Raw genomic sequence first — 17,799 nt, 5'->3', positions numbered from 1 at the left:
AAACAAAAAGTAAAATGAAAAAATTATTATATATATCACTGGCAAGTATAGCTGTTTTCTTTGGCTCTTGTTCGCAAGACGAGTTTGGCGATGCTTATAGAGATCCTTCTACTGTGAAAACAACAACTGTTCCAAAGCAGTTTGCCGGTTTCATGAAGATCAATTATGAGGATGTAATTCCGGCATATTGGAATTATTTTACCGTTTTAAGAACAACTTCTTTAAGTTATACTCAAGGACATGGAATTTATAATGACATTGGTCGTTATGTACCGGGGGCAGCTGTTGAAAATAGATGGGATCGATATTATAAATTTATGGCTCAATATAGAGAGTTGGAGAAGGTGATGGCTTCATTACCACCAGCAGAGCAGGCTGATAACAGGATTTTTACTATTGCTTCAACTATTTATTTATTCGATCATACATCAAAAATGATTGATAACTTTGGCGATATTCCTTTCTCTGAAGCAGGTAAAATCAGTTTAACAGGCGGTAATTATGTTCTTGCATTGGCGAAGTATGATAATCAGACTGAGCTTTATACCATGATGTTGGATCAATTGAAGGTTTTTTCTACAGAATTGAATACAATTACATTGTCGTCTGCTGTAGATCTTGATTTCAAAAAGCAAGACTTAATCAATAAGGGAGATTTGGTAATGTGGAGAAATTATTGTAATTCTTTGCGTTTGAAATTATTGAACAGAGTTTCTGCCGTTCCTGCTTTTGCAGCAAGGGCAAATACCGAAATAGCTGCGATTATTGCTGAAGGAAAAATAGTTGATGAAAATTCAGAAAATATTGCATTCAGAGTCTATAATCAAAATTCTGATACAGGACTGAATAGTTCAGGTTTTATGGATGCTTTAGAGACAGCAGGATTTAATAATAACTTTGCCCCAAAAGCGATGATTGATCACATGAATACGAATCTTGACCCCCGAAAGCCTTGGTTGTTTGAGTCAGCTAGTTTTGAGTCAGGTGTTTATGTAGGACTTGATCCAGCGTTAGCTTCATCAGACCAAACTGAATTAATAAATGATGGTAAGATTGCAATCTATAATCGTTCTGTAATCAGTAGAAATAAATGGTTACCAGGAACATTGATTAATGCTGCTGAAGTAAACCTGATTCTTGCGGAGTACTATTCAAGAAATGGAAATGGTACTACAGCTCAAACTCATTTTGAGAAAGCTATCAGACAATCCATTGAATATTATGTAAGGTTGGGTGATAAAGCAGATGTTCTTACCTGGAAACCAACCACAGAACCTACAACGGCTGAAATTGATGATTACATTGCTGCCATCAACTTTGCGGGAGTTGCGACACCTGCTGAGCAATTGGAGTTGATTGCTTTTCAAAAGTATATTCATTATAATATTATGCAGCCTGATGAATCCTGGGCTGAACAAAGAAGATTAAAACTTCCTGTTTTAACATTTCGTGAAGATGAAACAAGTACTGTAAGGAAAACACCGCCAACTCGTTGGACATATCCAAATTCAGAGAGTGTTTATAATGCCAATAATTATAATGCTGTTAAAGCAAGTGATAACTTAAGCACCAAAATATTCTGGGATACAAAGTAACAATCAACAATTAAAAAGTACCATTAAAGTGTATATTTTTATTGGTTTAATCAGAGGTAAGATGCATTTCTTACCTCTGTTTTTTAAAGATTCTTCCAGTTTAATTTTTTTTTAGAACAGAAATAAATTATTTGTAAATACATGAGAAATGTTTATAGTCTCCTATTGTTGTTTTTTTCATTACAACTGCTTGCCCAAACCAAATCAGAAGTATATAAAATCGAATATGATAAATTTCAAAACGAAAAAAAATCAGACGGGCGTATTTCAATCTATGTCTATAATCAAATAGTTTTTTTATCAAAACCAACGGATAAAATACAGCAATACATCGATTTAAAAAACAAGTGTAACATTAGCACCATTAAGAATGGAAATACTATTTTCAAAAAAATAATTCCATTTGACAGTTTGCCTGTTCCTAAAAAAGAAAATGATACCCGTGTCATACTAGGATATAATTGTCAGCACGTTTCTTTTTCGTATTTTTCAAATAGAATTGATGTCTGGTATACCGAAAAGACCGCAGTAAAAGGAACTCCAAATAGTAATTATTTACCCAGTAAAAATGCACTGGTACTGCAAATGGTTTATAATGGAAACCAGACTTTGACAGCTAATTCTATCACTAAACTCAAAAATTATGAGCCACTTCTTAATTATGATGACAAGGCAGTATTAGTGGATAAGTCAGAATTTGAAGAGATAATCATTAATTCCAGATATACTAAATTGCCTGTTTTTGAGAATGAAAATTTAAACTTTAATCCTGATACTGCAATTCCAAATGAAAAAGACCTTATTGCAGACAAGGTTTATCATTTTTCTAAAGGGAGCGTAGTACTCAAAAAAATAAAAATTACTCCGGAATTAAAAAACAGTAATGCCATTTTTGCAAAACTTACCTGCAGCTCAAATGGGGATGCGTATGACAGAACTGGTTCAGTATTCATTATTCCTGCAAAAAAAGAGGAAAATAGTACTACGTTATTAGATGCTTATTTACATGGATTAGATAAACTACCAATTTATTCAGATAATAAAAAAAACAAATATCAGGGAATTAAAAAAGAAAAAGACTATACGCCGGCAATCGAAATACTTAGGTTTTTTACACCATTTGGAGTTCATTATTTTAATGATAAACGAAAAATAAACAATTATAACTGGGCAAAAGAAGTTGTTTATAAAGAAGATGTAAGTTCTCTTATTCCTACTGACGAAGACGAAATCTGGATTGGTGTTTTTATTGGTAATTATGATGTTGGCGGGCATATAATAAGTCTTGAACTTGATGCCTATCCATTAATGAATAATGAGAACAAACCAAATACAAAAAAGTACATAAACCCTTTATTTTCGACAGTCAACACAATGGAAATGTCTGGTCAGAATTATGGAGGTCTTTTTGCTAATGATACTTTGAAAGTGAATTTTGAAATAAAAGAGGAGGTACAAAACCTGCAGCTTTTATATACCACTACAGGTCATGGCGGATGGGAAAAAGGGGATGAGTTTGTACCAAGAATGAATAAAATATTTGTTGATGGTCAGGAAGTTTTTAAAAGTATTCCATGGCGAACAGATTGTGGTACATATCGATTATCTAATCCTGCTTCGGGTAATTTTGCCGATGGTTTATCTTCCAGTGATTTAAGCCGGTCAAATTGGTGTCCCGGAACCTTAACTATTCCTTATATTATTTCACTAAATAAATTACCAAAAGGTAATCATGTAATCGAGGTAGTCATAGAACAAGGTCCCAATGAAGGTCCCAGTACAAACCATTGGAATGTTTCAGGAGTTCTGGTAGGGCAATTGACTAATTTGAATGTTGAATAAAAATATTTTTATAATATGACTTTGAACTCATAGCTGGAGGAATTCTGCAGATTCACAAAAAAGTAAAATTTAAAGTGCTATATTAGGTCATTATTAATGTAAAATCGAAAAATATTTAGTCTTTTAGATGTATGGATTCGAATTCTGTTATCAATTTAATAAATAGCAGGGCTTTATAATGTATATCACTTAAAAAGTAGGGATTTTAATAGTAAAATAAAGGGTTCTGAGTAAAATTTTACCCAACACCTTTTGAAAGATGTTATTTGTCGAAATAATCATTTAGTTAACAAAACCGATTCTTAAATTTAACATGTTATTAACTCAAAAACAATTAAACTATGAATCAAAACGTACTAAAATTACTGTTCTTGTTTTTCCTGTTTGGTTTTCAGAATCTTCAGGCTCAAACAGTGACAGTAAAAGGAACAATCACAGACGCAGGCGGAATGCCAATACCAGGAGCAAATGTGAATGTTAAAGGAACCAGAACTAGTACATCATCAGATTTTGATGGGAAATACAGTATTAGTGTTCCTAATCAATCAGCAATTTTGGTATTTACGTATGTAGGTAGTGCTACTAAAGAAATTTCAGTTTCAGGATCAACTACAATTAATGTAACTTTAAGTGCGAATAACCAGCAATTAGCAGAGGTGGTTGTAACTGCTTTAGGTATAAAGAAAGAAAGGAAGGCTTTAACGTATTCTGCACAGACAATTTCTACAAAAGAACTTTCAGAGGCCAGATCACTTAACGTTGCCAATTCACTTTCAGGTAAAGTAGCAGGTCTTAATTTCTCTACTACTGGTACTGGTGTTGGAAGTTCTTCTAGGATTACACTTAGAGGTAACAGATCGCTTACAGGAAATAACCAGCCGCTATTTGTAATTGATGGTATTCCTATGGATAATACGGTTTCTTCTCCTTCTACTGATATTGGGGGGACAACCAGTTTTGATGGTATTTCAAATATTAATCCGGAGGATATTGAATCTATGACCGTATTGAAAGGACCGTCTGCTGCTGCATTATACGGTTCACGTGCAAGCAATGGTGTTATTGTTATTACTACTAAAAAAGGATCTACCAATGGAAAAGCTCGTATTTCTGTATCTTCAAACTTTATGGCTTCTTCTGCCTATAATTTATTAAACCAGCAAAATGTATATGGTCAAGGAAGTGCAGGTGTTTATAATGCAGCTTCTGTAACCAGCTGGGGGCCTAAAATGGAAGGTCAGCAAGTTGCGGCATGGCAGCTTGTGGCTAATCCTGATTATGCCGGACCTGCTACTTATGCATTTACACCACAGCAAAATAATGCTACAGATTTTTTTAAGACAGGTTACAGTTTATCAAAAAACCTTACAGCATCAATGGGGAATGAAAAAACTCAGGGTTATTTTTCTTATACAAATACTAATGCAAAAGGAATCATAGTAGGAAATGATTTAAATAGACATAATTTCAATTTACGTTTAACGAGTGCTTTGACTGATAAGTTTAAATTAGATGCCAAAGTAAATTATATTAATCAAAAAATTGAAAATGCTGTAGGTGCAGGTGAAGGATCAATTGGCGAAGCACTTTATACTATGCCAAGAAATTTACCTTACAATCAATATAAAGATTTCGAATATATTGATGATGCAGGTCAAATACAATATAATTATATAAATGGAGATGTATTAAGTACACTTGGATCCAATCCGTTCTGGCTTGCTAAAAGAAATTTAAGAGCAGACGAGAGAAACAGGATTATTGCTTTTACGTCATTGACTTATGATCTTACTAGTGATTTAAGTTTAATGGTAAGAACTGGTATTGATCAGGCTACAAATAAAGCTAAAGTTGCCCGTTATGCAGCAGTTTCAATACTTAATCAGGATTTTGGTAGCTATTCTGAATCAATTTCGGAAAATATAGAATTAAACTCTGACTTCCTTTTGTCTTATAAAAAACAATTTGGAGATTTTAGACTAAATGTTAATGCGGGAGGTAATGCTTTAGTTCAAAAACGAGATGGATTAAGCAGTGGAGGCACTTTGAGCAGAAGAAACTATTTTGCATTAACAAACCTTCAGACTACTACTGTTACACCTGATTATAGTGAAAAGAAAATCAATTCATTATATGGTTCATCTCAACTTTCTTATAAAGATTATTTATATTTAGATGTTACTGCGCGTAATGACTGGTCATCTGCTTTGCCTGCAAATAACAGGTCTTTCTTTTATCCTTCTGTAGGTTTAACAGGTATTCTTTCTGATATTTTTGATATTAAATCTGATGTGCTTTCCTTCTTAAAAGTAAGAGGATCTTATGCACAGGTAGGAAATGATACAAACCCATATCTTTTAGCTAATCAGCTTACTTATTATGGTTTTAACGGTGGGGTAGTACAATCTTCTACGTTACTTAACAATCCTAATCTTAAACCAGAAATTTCTTCTTCACAGGAATTTGGTTTGAATACACGTCTTTTCAATAATAAAATTGGTTTTGATTTTACCTGGTTTCAAACAAATACTAAAGACCAGATATTTACTATAAATGTTCCTGAATCATCAGGTTATTCTAAGCAAGTAGTTAATGGTGGAGAAATTCAAAACAGAGGTTTTGAGATGGTTTTGAATGCAAATATTTTTGATGATAGTAACTTTTCATGGGATGCAACTGCTAACTTTGCCACTTACAGAACTAAGGTTTTAAGTATTTTTGAAGGTCGTAATGAGCTAAATCTTGCTACAGGCTATGAAAGATTAGCACAAACCATTGTTAAAAAAGGAGGGGATTATGGTGACTTGTATATTCGTGGTTTCCAACGTAATGATAATGGGCAAGTTATTGTGAATGCTACAACAGGTTTGCCGTTGTTTACTTCAGGATTTAGTGTTCTTGCTGGTAATTTTAATCCAGACTGGACTGCAGGTTTACAAAATAAATTTAAATACAAAGATTTTAGTCTAAGTTTTCTTGTAGATTTTCGCATTGGTGGTAATGTAATTTCATATTCTCAGGCAAGAATGGCTGGTGCTGGTGTAAGTGATATTACACTAAACGGAAGAGATGGTTTTGTAGTTAATGGAGTTGTTGATAACGGTAATGGTACTTATTCGCCAAATACAACATCAATTACTGCTGAAAATTATTGGTCACAAGTAGCAAGCAGAGATCCACAATCAGCTGAGGACTTTGTTTATGATGCCACAAATATCAGATTAAGAGAAGTAGTTTTGGGATACTCACTACCAAGTAAATTATTAACAAATTCTCCTTTTACCAGTGTTGATTTGTCTATTGTTGGGCGAAACCTGTTTTTCTTTGTGAATAAAGCGAAATACTTTGATCCTGAACAAGGTGTAAGTGTTGGAAACCTTCAAGGGATCGAATCTTACAATATTCCAACTACCAGAGATTTTGGATTTAATGCGAAACTCAACTTTTAAAAAAATAAAACATGAAAAATAATATAATCAAATTTTTTGCAATCGTTTTTCTGTTTCAAGTAACAGGATGTACTTCGGATTTTGATGAAACCAATACAAATCCAAATACACTTACATCTGATCAGTTAGATGCAACATTGGCAGGACCTGCTTTTGCTAATGCCTTATATAAAGGTACAGGTAATGCTTCATGGAGTCTTCCAGATGATGATTATGGGACATATGGACTCGCAACTGCATTACATTCTATGACATTTGCCCACTATATGTCGCCTGGATGGGCAGCAGCTACTGATGCCAACGGGATTAATGATGGATGGAGAAGTAGAGGCTGGTTGAGATTTTATACTCTTGCAGTTCCTTCTTTATTAAATAGTTATAAAGCTTCTGAAGGTAATGCAGAGGCAAAGGCTATTTTGGATATTTGGAAAGTATATATGTTTCATAGATTTACAGACGAATGGGGACCTGTTCCTTACTCTCAGGCTGGTCTTGGAGGAGCATCTGTAGCTTATGATTCTCAGGAAGCAATGTATACTGATTTTTTCAAGCTTTTAGAAGCTGCCAATACAACTTTAAGTAGTACATCTCAATCTACTGTTGGTATATTTAAAGATTATGACGCTATATATAGTGGTAATGTTGATAAATGGAGAAAATTTGGTAATTCATTGAGATTACGTTTAGCCTTAAGGATTTCAGATAGAGACGCTTCAAAGGCAAAAACACAGGCAGAGGCTGCTGTAGCTGCGGGTGTTATGCAGTCAAATGATGATAGTGCAGTTTACAAAGTAACTAAAGATACTTACAATAATTTTGTAGATATTATGAAATATTGGGGGTTTTATATGACTGCTGATATGGAAAGTATTCTTAAAGGGTATAATGATCCGAGGATGAAAATTTGGTTTGCTCCCGTTAGTGATGCAACTTCGGCTTATAAAGATCAATATGTTGGTTTACCAAACGGTATTGGATCAGCAATTACATGGCAAGGCAAAGATTTTAGTGGTACAAATCAAACCACTACATTTTCAGATAACGTTACAAAAAATATAGAAGTGATGGTAGCTTCAGAATCTAATTTTAACCGTTCTGAAGGAGTGTTATTAGGCTGGAATATGTCTGGAACAGCCCAAGCTCTTTATGAAGACGGTATTCGTTTGTCTTTGCAACAATGGGGTGTTACTGATAATACAGCAATTAATGATTATATAGCTGGTGCTACAACAGGTGCCGTACCTGTATTTGGAAGTTTATATGCAGATCCTACACCTCCTGTTAATGTACCGGTAGCATGGGCAGGAACTGTAACTGCACAAAAAAAGCAAATTGCGATTCAAAAATATCTAGGTCTTTTTCCGGAATCATGGGAGGCATGGTCTGATTTACGCAGAACAGATGCAAATATATTATACCCATTACTTACTACTTTAGATGCAACAATTGGTTACGGAGTAATGAAACGAATAACCTATTTACCTAATGAGTATAGTACCAATTTAGATGCAGTTAATAGTGCAGTAACAGCGCTTGGTGGCCCTGATAAAGGGAATACTCCTCTTTGGTGGGATACTAAATAAAAATGTAACAAGTAAGATAAAGAGATTCGTTACTTATTGAATGACAAAAGGAGAGGTAACTCTCCTTTTGTTTTATACCACGTTTTTAACAGCCAATTCAAATAATAAAAGTAAAATACGGTTCTAAGTTTTTAATACAGAATATTTTATAATTAATATTTACAATGCACAATGATCTTAAAATTGAAATATCCAATATCTTTTTTATTAGTTGCAGCTTTTTTTTCCTGCTCGTCATTAAAAAAGCATCCTGAGGCGATAAATAGCACTCAGGAATATGTTGCTGCAAATCCCGTAACAAATGCAAGCCACGCCTCAACATTGGTTGAAATTAGCCCAAATCAATTAATGGCTGCCTGGTTTGGAGGAAAATATGAAGGAGCCAAAGATGTCGGTATTTATATTTCATCTTATAAAGAAAATAAATGGTCTGGTCCTAAAAAGCTCATTGAACCGCTGATTAAAGAAGGCGATACCCTGCCTTGCTGGAATCCGGTTTTATTTAAAAGTAAGGCTCAAAATTTATACTTGTTTTATAAAGTTGGCAAAAATCCGAGAGAATGGTTTGGTGCCATGATGGTTTCTAAAGATGACGGAAAGAGCTGGAGTGAAGCCAAATATCTTCCAAAAGGGATTTTGGGACCCATTAGAAACAAACCTGTTGAAATAACTCCAGGGACTATTTTGTGCGGTAGCAGTACCGAAAGTACTGATGATAATAAATGGAGGGTTTTTATAGAAACTTATACAGAAGCTAATGACAGCTGGACGATTACAAATATCAACGACAAGAAAAATTTTGATATAATCCAGCCTGCATTTTTAGTGCATTCTGATCAAAAAATCCAGATTCTGTGCAGAAGCCGACATAACAAATTGATTTCATCCTGGTCTGAAGACAGCGGAAAAAGCTGGCAGAAAACAGATAGCATAAATGTTGTAAATTCCAACTCAGGAGTAGATGCAGTGACCTTGTCTGACGATTCTTTTTTATTGGTAAACAATCCTTTGAAAATGGGAAAAGACTGGTTTAATGGAAGAAATATACTTGATGTAGAATATTCAACAGATGGTGTAAACTGGAAAAAAATATTTGATCTGGAAAACCAGCCAAAAGGCGAATTCAGTTATCCGGCAATTATCCAGACTACAGACAAAAAAATTCACATTTTGTACACCTACGACCGAAAATTTATCAAACATACTATATTTGAGTTAAACAAATAACTAAAAAATTATGCAAAGATACTGCCTCGCTTTAGATTTAAATAATGATCCTGATCTGATCGCTGAATACATTCAGTTTCATAAAAATGTCTGGCCAGAAATTCAGGAAAGCATAAAGGAATCGGGCATAAAAAATCTTGAAATTTATACTATTGGCGATCGTTTATTTATGATTATAGAGGCTGATACCGATTTTTCTTTTGAAAAAAAAGCAAGATTAGATGCCGCAAATTTAAGAGTACAGGAGTGGGAAACCTTGATGTGGAAATTTCAAAAAGCACTACCGGGTTCAAAACCGGGCGAAAAGTGGAGGTTAATGGATAAGATTTTTGAACTTAAGTAATATTGAAATTTACCTAAAAAAAGGAATGATGATGTTTTTAAGAAACTTAAAATGTAAACTCTTTTTCATTAGTGTATTGTTTTATACTATTGCTATTAATGCCCAGAGCGGTATTAATGCCAATACATTTTACAAACATGATAAATACCTTTCTGCTGATAAGATGGAAGGTCGTTTTCCGGGTACAAAAGGAAATAATGACGCAGCAGCTTATATTAAAAGACATTTTAAAAAATATGGACTTAAGAAATTCGGCAAAAGCTACTATCAGTCTTTTACTTTATTGGTAAAAGAAGGCATAAATAAAGTGAAGTCAGATAGTGTTGCAACACAAAATGTGGTAGGTTATATAGAAGGATCAGATGAAAAACTTAAAAAAGAGTTTATTGTAATAGGGGCTCATTATGACCATTGGGGATGGGGAGGAAAAGGCTCAGGTAGTAAAAAAAAGGAAGTAGAGGCAATTCATAACGGAGCAGATGATAATGCCTCCGGCGTATCCGCACTGCTTTGCATACTTGAAGAATTATCAAAAATGTCTCTGAAACCCAAACGAAGTATCATTTTTATTTCTTTCAGCGGGGAAGAGGAGGGACTGTTAGGCTCAAAATATTTTGTGTCACACTTACCGGTTGAAAAAGATGCTGTAAAAGTAATGTTAAACATGGATATGGTGGGAAGACTAAATCAGGAGAAGCAGCTTTATATGGGAGGCGCAGGAACTTTTCCAAATGGAGTAGCATTAATGAAAAAATTAGGAGAAGGCAGTGATCTCAATCCTGTTGTGCATGCCGGAGAAGTTGGAGGATCTGATCATGTTTCATTTTATAAATCGTCTATAGCTGCAGTAGGATTTCATACAGGAGGACACCCTGAATATCATACTCCTGAAGACGATAGTGATTTAATAAACACACAGGGAGGTGCTTTGGTAGCTCAATATATTTACAATGTTTTAATAGCAATTGCCAATAATCCGCAGCAACTGAATTTTATTATTCAGGATTAACTAATTTTTAGTGGAGGCTCGATGGTATGATTTTGAAAGTCGTTCTCCAAGACATATATCCAAATACATCATACAAAAAGTTTAAGATGATTGGGATCTCTTTTTATCCAATTTATTATCTGTCTGGTTATCTGGAGAGTTTCCAATAGAATACCCCAAACTGACGAAAATTATTGTCCAAAACGAATTACACCCAAATCGTTACAGATTATTAAGAATCTTTTTGCTTTACAAACCATCTTCTGGGCGCATCACTTTCATGAAGTACAATTTCAGAATGGAGAAACTGTGCAGCCTCTGCGGAATCTTGTACTTTTGTTGCGCTTCGTTCTAACATTTCGGCTTCAAACCCTGTCAGGACACTTTTTCTTATTCCTGCTTTTCTCCAGTTAGACAAAGGCTTACATCCTTTAAAAATCGCCCGGGCAAGAGCAAGTGCATCGAGCAGTGCCTGATTTGCACCTTGTCCTTTAAACGGGCTCATTGGGTGTGCTGCATCTCCTATCAGGGTCATTTTTTCAGATCTTTCAAATAATTCAGGTGTGAGTAATGCACGATCATAAACAGGATAACCAGAAATCCGGTCTTCCTGTGTTGCCATTAAAATCTGCGGAATGGGATGGTGCCATTGGGTTCTGCGGCAAGCCTCATCTTTGAGAGCCTGAGCTCCTTTCGAGCTTAATGCTTTGGCTTCTTTTTCAGGCATTGGAAAGCTAAGCTGCCACATCACTGCATCTGAGGCATAAGGCATAACGTAGATTCGCTCGTTGCCATTGGCGGTTTGAAACACAGTAGCCGAGTCCAGTAAAGGACTATTAAGATCATGCAGGGAACTGAGTGGACAAATACCTAATATTACTATACAGCCCAGATATTGTAAAGGGCTATTCCCTTCACCAATGAGCAGTCTTCGTACCGCACTGCGAATTCCGTCAGCTCCAACCACAAGGTCAGCCTTGGTTTTCTTTATCTTCCCATTTACCTGAAAGTGCAGCGCAACTTCACCTTCATCTTCTTTAAAATCGATCAACTGATGTCCCCATCGTACATTATTATTTCCTCCGAGCTGTTCCAGCAACGCTAAACGCAAAGATTGTCTTGCAATATGCACATTAGAGCGTTTGGGCGACGTTTTTATATCCGTCTTCATCCACTTTCGGGTTCCCCATTCCCCAATTACTGTCCCTTCCGGACTATGTACGAGGTGTCTTGTTGAAATTACCCCTTCTATTAAAGAGAAAATCCCTAATCCCTGAATTGCTTTACTGGCTTGCTGCAAAGTGAGTCCGTAACCCTGAGACCGGGCATTGAAGTCCTGATCCCTTTCGTAGAGTGTAAAAGGAATCCCGCGGTGCAGACAGGCGACCGCAAGAGCCATTCCGCCTATACCGCCTCCAATAATAGCAACGTGCGGATAATTTTCATTGTCTGCCTCGGGAGGGTTGGGAGCAGGCAGTAACCCTGATCCGTTACAGTTGGGGCATACGTACAGGTTTGCCCTAGGACGAAGGGGAGCTGTACCTTCGCCCTGCATTTTTTCAAATTCTTCTAATGCGATCTGGTATTGAAACCGTACCTTTTTGCTTATTCTTCGGCTTTTTTTACCACGTCCCTGACATTCCTGACAGATAGCCCAGCTTGCGGGTTTGTTTTCCACTTTTTTAGTTCTGCTATTTGGCTGCTTATTGCAGGCCTGCAAAGTTAAGATAAAAAAAAAGTCCCACCGAAGCAGGACTAAAGATTTTACATCTACGGCATATAGCCTTATTGTGATAAGATTAAAGATTAGAAATTTTAATCAGGACAAATGTAAATAAAAAATAGTTTGGTTTGAATAAGGAAAACCGTAAAGAGGTTAAATTTTTTTTTCTTAGATTTAAAAATTCTTACAAAATATAGATTGAAATGGCAAAAATATTAGGATTAGATTTAGGGACTAACTCGATTGGATGGGCGATAGTGGATAAAGATGGAACAGATTTTTCTCTTATAGACAAAGGAGTCAGAATATTTTCAGAAGGAGTAAAATCTGAAAAAGGAATAGAAAGTTCCCGTGCTGCTGAACGAACAGGATACAGAAGCGCAAGAAAAATTAAATACCGGAGAAAATTAAGAAAATACGAAACTCTAAAAGTTCTTTCCTTAAATGGAATGTGTCCACTTTCAATTGAAGAAGTGGAAGAATGGAAAAAATCCGGTTTTAAAAAATATCCTCTTAATCCTGAATTTTTAAAATGGTTACGTACTGATGAAGCAGAAAACATCAATCCTTATTTTTTTAGAGATAAAGCTAGCAAACAAAAAGTTTCTTTGTTTGAATTAGGTCGCGGATTCTATCATATTGCGCAACGAAGAGGTTTTTTGAGCAATCGTTTAGATCAATCTGCTGAAGGTGTTTTTGAAGAGCATAATCCTCAAATCCAAAGTTTGATTGAAGATTTAGATGATTCGAAGCTAATTCTTAATGAGTTAAAAAGTTATTATGTTGATAAAGGGATAATTGAAGAAGCTGAAAAAGGAGTTTTTAAAAAAGATTTAGATGAAGGTGAAAAAAAACTAAAAACACTTTATAATTCCTTGGTTGCCATAACGAAGAAAAATGAAAACAATGTAGAGAAATGTAAAGAAGAACTTATTGCAAGGCTAAATAAAAAAGAAGATTTAGGAAAAGTAAAAGGGAAAATAAAAGATATTTCTCAAGCAATGCTTGATGGTAATTTTAAAACTTTAGGTCAATACTTTTTCAGTTTATATAACAAAGAAAAAATTAGAAATCAATACACTTCAAGAGAAGAACATTATCTTGAAGAATTCATAATGATTTGTAAAGTTCAGGGAATAGATTTCATTAGTGATAAAGAGCAATTGCCTGAGAAGAAATTTGATGGTTTAGCCAAAGATTTATACAAAGCCATTTTTTTTCAAAGACCTTTAAAATCTCAAAAAGGATTAATTGGAAAGTGCTCTTTTGAAACCAGTAAATCCCGCTGTGCTATTTCGCATCCGGATTTTGAGGAATATAGAATGTGGACTTATTTGAATACCATAAAAATTGGAACCCAAAGCGAAAAAACATTGCGTTTTTTGACACAAGAGGAAAAATTGAAATTGGTTCCGAAATTCTACAGAAAAAACGATTTTAATTTTGAAGTTTTAGCCAAAGAGCTTATTGAAAAAGGAGCAAGTTTTGGCTTCTATAAATCCTCAAAGAAGAACGAGTATTTTTATTGGTTTAACTACAAATCAACTGATACTGTTTCTGCTTGCCAGGTTTCAGCTTCGTTGAAAAATACTGTCGGGGACGATTGGAAAACAAAAACATTCACGTATCAAACACTAAATGCTAAAAAAGAAGAAGTAACTAAAACGGTTAATTACAGGGATTTGTGGCATTTGCTTTCTATCTCAACTTCGGATATTTATTTGTATGAATATGCAAAAGAGAAATTGAAACTGGATGATAAAAATGCAAAAGTATTCAGTAAAATCAAATTAAAAAAGGATTTTGCCAGTTTGAGTTTGTCAGCAATTACTAAAATCCTTCCTTACATTAAAGAAGGACTTTTGTATTCTCATGCTGTTTTTATGGCAAATATCGAAAACGTTATTGATGATGAAATTTGGAAAGATGAAAAAGAAAAATACATTGTAAAAAATGGAATTTTTAATATTATCAAAAATGATGTTTTTGAAAGAGAAATATTGAATGTTGCTAATGGCTTAATTAAAAACAGTAAATCTGAAGGAGAAATTTATTCAGAAGAGTCAAAAAGTATTTTTAAATCAGATTTTGATAAAGCAATTGAAAACTTAATTAAAAAAAGGGAAGACTTAGAAATAAATGAATTATTTATTGAGGAAGTTTATTTGGATTATATTGAGGAAATTAAAAAGTATGATAAGGAAAGAAAGTTTTTGCCTATTCCAAGATTAGATGAAAAAGTAATTCAATTTTTACTTGGAAACAATAATGATGCAGTGGTTTACTGTTCTGATGAAAAAAAGATTAAAAAATTATATCATCCATCAGATATCGAGGTTTTCAAAAAGAAAATTATCAAAGATGAGTTTGGAAATGAAAAAGTAGTTTTAGGAAGTCCTTTGACTTCATCCATTAAAAATCCTATGGCAATGCGAGCTTTGCATCAATTGCGAAAAGTTTTGAATACGCTTATTCTTGAAGGTGAAGTTGACGAAAACACAAAAATTCACATTGAGATGGCTCGTGAATTGAATGATGCCAATCGAAGAAAGGGAATTCAGGATTATCAAAAGGAGAATAAAGATTTCAGAGACAATGCCATAAAAGAAATCAAGAAATTGTATTTGGATGAATGTGGTAAAGAAGTAGAACCAACGGAAGACGATATTCTAAGATATCAGCTTTGGATTGAGCAAGATAAATGTGAGATATACGAACAAGGCAAAAATATACGGATATGTGATATAATAGGGAGTAATCCTGCTTATGATATAGAGCATACCATTCCAAGAAGTATTTCACAGGATAATTCTCAAATGAATAAAACGCTTTGTAGTCAGAGGTTTAACAGAGAAATAAAAAAGCAAAAAATGCCAATTGAGTTAAGTAATCATTTGGAAATTTTACCAAGAATTGCGCATTGGAAAGAAGAAGCAGATAATTTATCAAGAGAAATCGAGATAATTAGCCGTTCCATAAAAGCAGCATCAACAAAAGAAATAAAAGACAAAAAAATACGAAGAAGGCATTACCTGACTTTGAAACGAGATTATCTTCAAGGAAAATATGATAGATTTATTTGGAAAGAACCAAAGGTTGGATTCAAAAACAGCCAAATCCCGGATACAGGAATTATTACCAAATATGCGCAAGCTTATTTAAAATCGTATTTTAAAAGAGTGGAAAGTGTAAAAGGTGGAATGGTCGCCGAATTTAGAAAACAATGGGGAATTCAGGAAAGTTATATTGATGAAAACGGATTCAAGCAATACAAAGAAAAAGACCGAAGCAAACATACACACCATACAATTGATGCCATAACGATTGCCTGTATGACCAAAGACAAATACGATGTTTTGGCTCACGCATGGAAATTGGAAGACGAGCAAAACAAAAAAGAGGCAAAAGCTATAATAGAACAAGCAAAACCCTGGAAGACCTTCAAAGAAGATTTGCTGAAAATTGAGGATGAAATTTTGGTTTCCCATTTCACACCCGATAATGTTAAAAAGCAGTCTAAAAAGATTGTTAGAGTTCGTGGGAAAAAGCAATATGTAGCTGAAATAGAGCGTGATGCAAAAGGAAAAGCAATACCAAAAAAAGATGCTAATGGAAAAATAATCTATAAGGTAAATGATAAAGGAGAAAAAATCCCAAGATTGCATCAAGGTGACACAGTAAGAGGTTCTTTGCATCAGGATAGTATTTATGGAGCAATTAAAAATCCATTAAAAACTGATGAAATTCGTTATGTTATCCGTAAAGATTTAGAAAGTTTAAAAGCCAACGATATTGAAAACATTGTTGATGAAACTGTAAAAGAGAAAGTAAAAAAAGCCATTGCAAATAAAGTTTTGTTACTTTCTTCCAATGCGCAACAGAAAAATAAAATTGCCGAGAATGAAAAGGTTTGGATGAACGAAGAAAAACAAATTTCCATTAACAAAGTTAGAATTTACGCTAATTCAGTTAAAAATCCTTTAGAAATTAAGGAGCATAGTTTATTGTCAAAATCACGTCACGAACACAAACAAATGGTTTATGGATTAAATGAGGAAAATTTTGCAATGGCAATTTATGAAGGGTTAGATAAAAAAGGAAATACGGAAAGGGCTTTTGAATTAATTAATTATATGGATGCTGGTTATTATTATAAATTAAAAAATAAAAATGAAAGAAGAAAAAATATTATTTCTTTAATTCCTGAAAAGCATTTAGAAACAGGGTTTGATTTGTTAAAATCCAATAATAAACCTATAATTTTAAAAAAGGGTTTAAATGTAATTTTATACAAAAACGAAAAGGAAGAAATCAACTTTAATAATCCTAATAGCATAATTAAAAGGCTGTACAAGATTTCAGGATTAGATAAAGATGGAATAAAATTAACTTATTGTGTTTCTGCTAAAGGCTCAACAGAAAATATAGCTTATATGAATGATATCATAAATGAACAAAAATTATTTCAAATAAGAAGTGAAATTGAAAATTTAGGTTTGTGGGATAATATTTTTTCAGATTTTAAAAATGATAATATAAAAAAGTCTATTTTTTTTAAAAATCTGAATGATTTACTTAATAAACATTATTTAGAAAATAATATTTACGATTCAAAAGGCTTAATTAAAAAAGTAAAATTCAAAGAAAGTGGATTGACTACTCCAAAAGGAGGAGATGTTATTGATAGTTTTAAAGATTTTCCATATATTAAGTTTAAAGCAAGTAATTTTAATGCTTTAATTGAAGGAATTGATTTTAAGATTTTACCATCAGGAAGAGTTGTTGAAATTTAATAAGTTATTATGGATCATTCAAAATTAACAAAAGAGCAATCAAAAAGATTCAATCAAAAATTGATAAAACTGAAAAAAGTGGATTCACTACTAAAACAAAAGAAGAACTTTTAATTGAAATAAAAAAGAATTGAGTTAGTCATTTAGTTTCTGTATCTTTATGCCTTTAAAATCATACGTTATGGAAGTGTTTGAAGGACAAAGCATACTAAACTTTATAAAAGAATTGCCAAATGATGAAGCATGCAAAGCTTAT

At 33.7% G+C, this 17,799-nt stretch carries 9 protein-coding genes; 8 read left to right on the top strand and 1 reads right to left on the bottom strand.

The genetic code is table 11. The features are described 5' to 3' along the window. The first annotated feature begins 14 nt into the window (after positions 1-14). From DMB65_RS19020 to DMB65_RS18990, 7 genes are all read left to right on the top strand, one after another. Entirely contained in the window at positions 15-1,595 is a 1,581-nt protein-coding gene (locus DMB65_RS19020) for a SusD/RagB family nutrient-binding outer membrane lipoprotein (RefSeq protein WP_110308217.1), read from the top strand. Positions 1,596-1,736: 141 nt separating this feature from the next. After that, positions 1,737-3,437 (top strand): PNGase F N-terminal domain-containing protein, encoded by a 1,701-nt coding sequence (locus DMB65_RS19015; protein WP_110308216.1) that lies wholly within the window; start codon positions 1,737-1,739, stop codon positions 3,435-3,437. Between the two features lie 341 nt (positions 3,438-3,778). Then, the gene (locus DMB65_RS19010) at positions 3,779-6,886 is read left to right on the top strand and encodes a SusC/RagA family TonB-linked outer membrane protein (protein ID WP_110308215.1); all 3,108 of its coding nucleotides are present in this window, start codon (positions 3,779-3,781) and stop codon (positions 6,884-6,886) included. An 11-nt stretch (positions 6,887-6,897) separates the two neighbouring features. After that, complete coding sequence (locus tag DMB65_RS19005) at positions 6,898-8,469, top strand: SusD/RagB family nutrient-binding outer membrane lipoprotein (RefSeq protein WP_110308214.1); 1,572 nt, start codon at positions 6,898-6,900, stop codon at positions 8,467-8,469. A 183-nt stretch (positions 8,470-8,652) separates the two neighbouring features. Then, positions 8,653-9,696 carry a sialidase family protein gene (locus tag DMB65_RS19000; RefSeq protein WP_230470722.1) on the top strand — a complete coding sequence of 348 codons (1,044 nt, stop codon included), beginning with the start codon at positions 8,653-8,655 and terminating at the stop codon, positions 9,694-9,696. 10 nt (positions 9,697-9,706) lie between these two features. Next, positions 9,707-10,039, top strand: a complete 333-nt coding sequence (locus tag DMB65_RS18995; RefSeq protein WP_110308212.1) for an L-rhamnose mutarotase — start codon at positions 9,707-9,709, stop codon at positions 10,037-10,039. Further along, positions 10,026-11,048, top strand: a complete 1,023-nt coding sequence (locus tag DMB65_RS18990; protein WP_230470721.1) for a M20/M25/M40 family metallo-hydrolase — start codon at positions 10,026-10,028, stop codon at positions 11,046-11,048. The genes DMB65_RS18995 and DMB65_RS18990 overlap by 14 nt, the downstream gene beginning before the upstream one ends. A gap of 211 nt (positions 11,049-11,259) precedes the next feature. Here DMB65_RS18990 and DMB65_RS18985 read toward each other — a convergent pair whose 3' ends face one another. Continuing rightward, positions 11,260-12,705, bottom strand: coding sequence for an FAD-dependent oxidoreductase (locus tag DMB65_RS18985; RefSeq protein ID WP_110308253.1), 1,446 nt, complete (start codon positions 12,703-12,705; stop codon positions 11,260-11,262). Between the two features lie 248 nt (positions 12,706-12,953). Between DMB65_RS18985 and cas9 the strand changes: the two genes are divergently transcribed. Next, positions 12,954-17,543, top strand: coding sequence for a type II CRISPR RNA-guided endonuclease Cas9 (gene cas9, locus DMB65_RS18980; RefSeq protein ID WP_110308211.1), 4,590 nt, complete (start codon positions 12,954-12,956; stop codon positions 17,541-17,543). Positions 17,544-17,799 lie beyond the last annotated feature (256 nt).

The organism is Flavobacterium cheongpyeongense (assembly GCF_003202435.1).
Taxonomy (GTDB): Bacteria; Bacteroidota; Bacteroidia; order Flavobacteriales; family Flavobacteriaceae; genus Flavobacterium; species Flavobacterium cheongpyeongense.
This window is presented reverse-complemented; position numbering and strand designations above follow the sequence as displayed.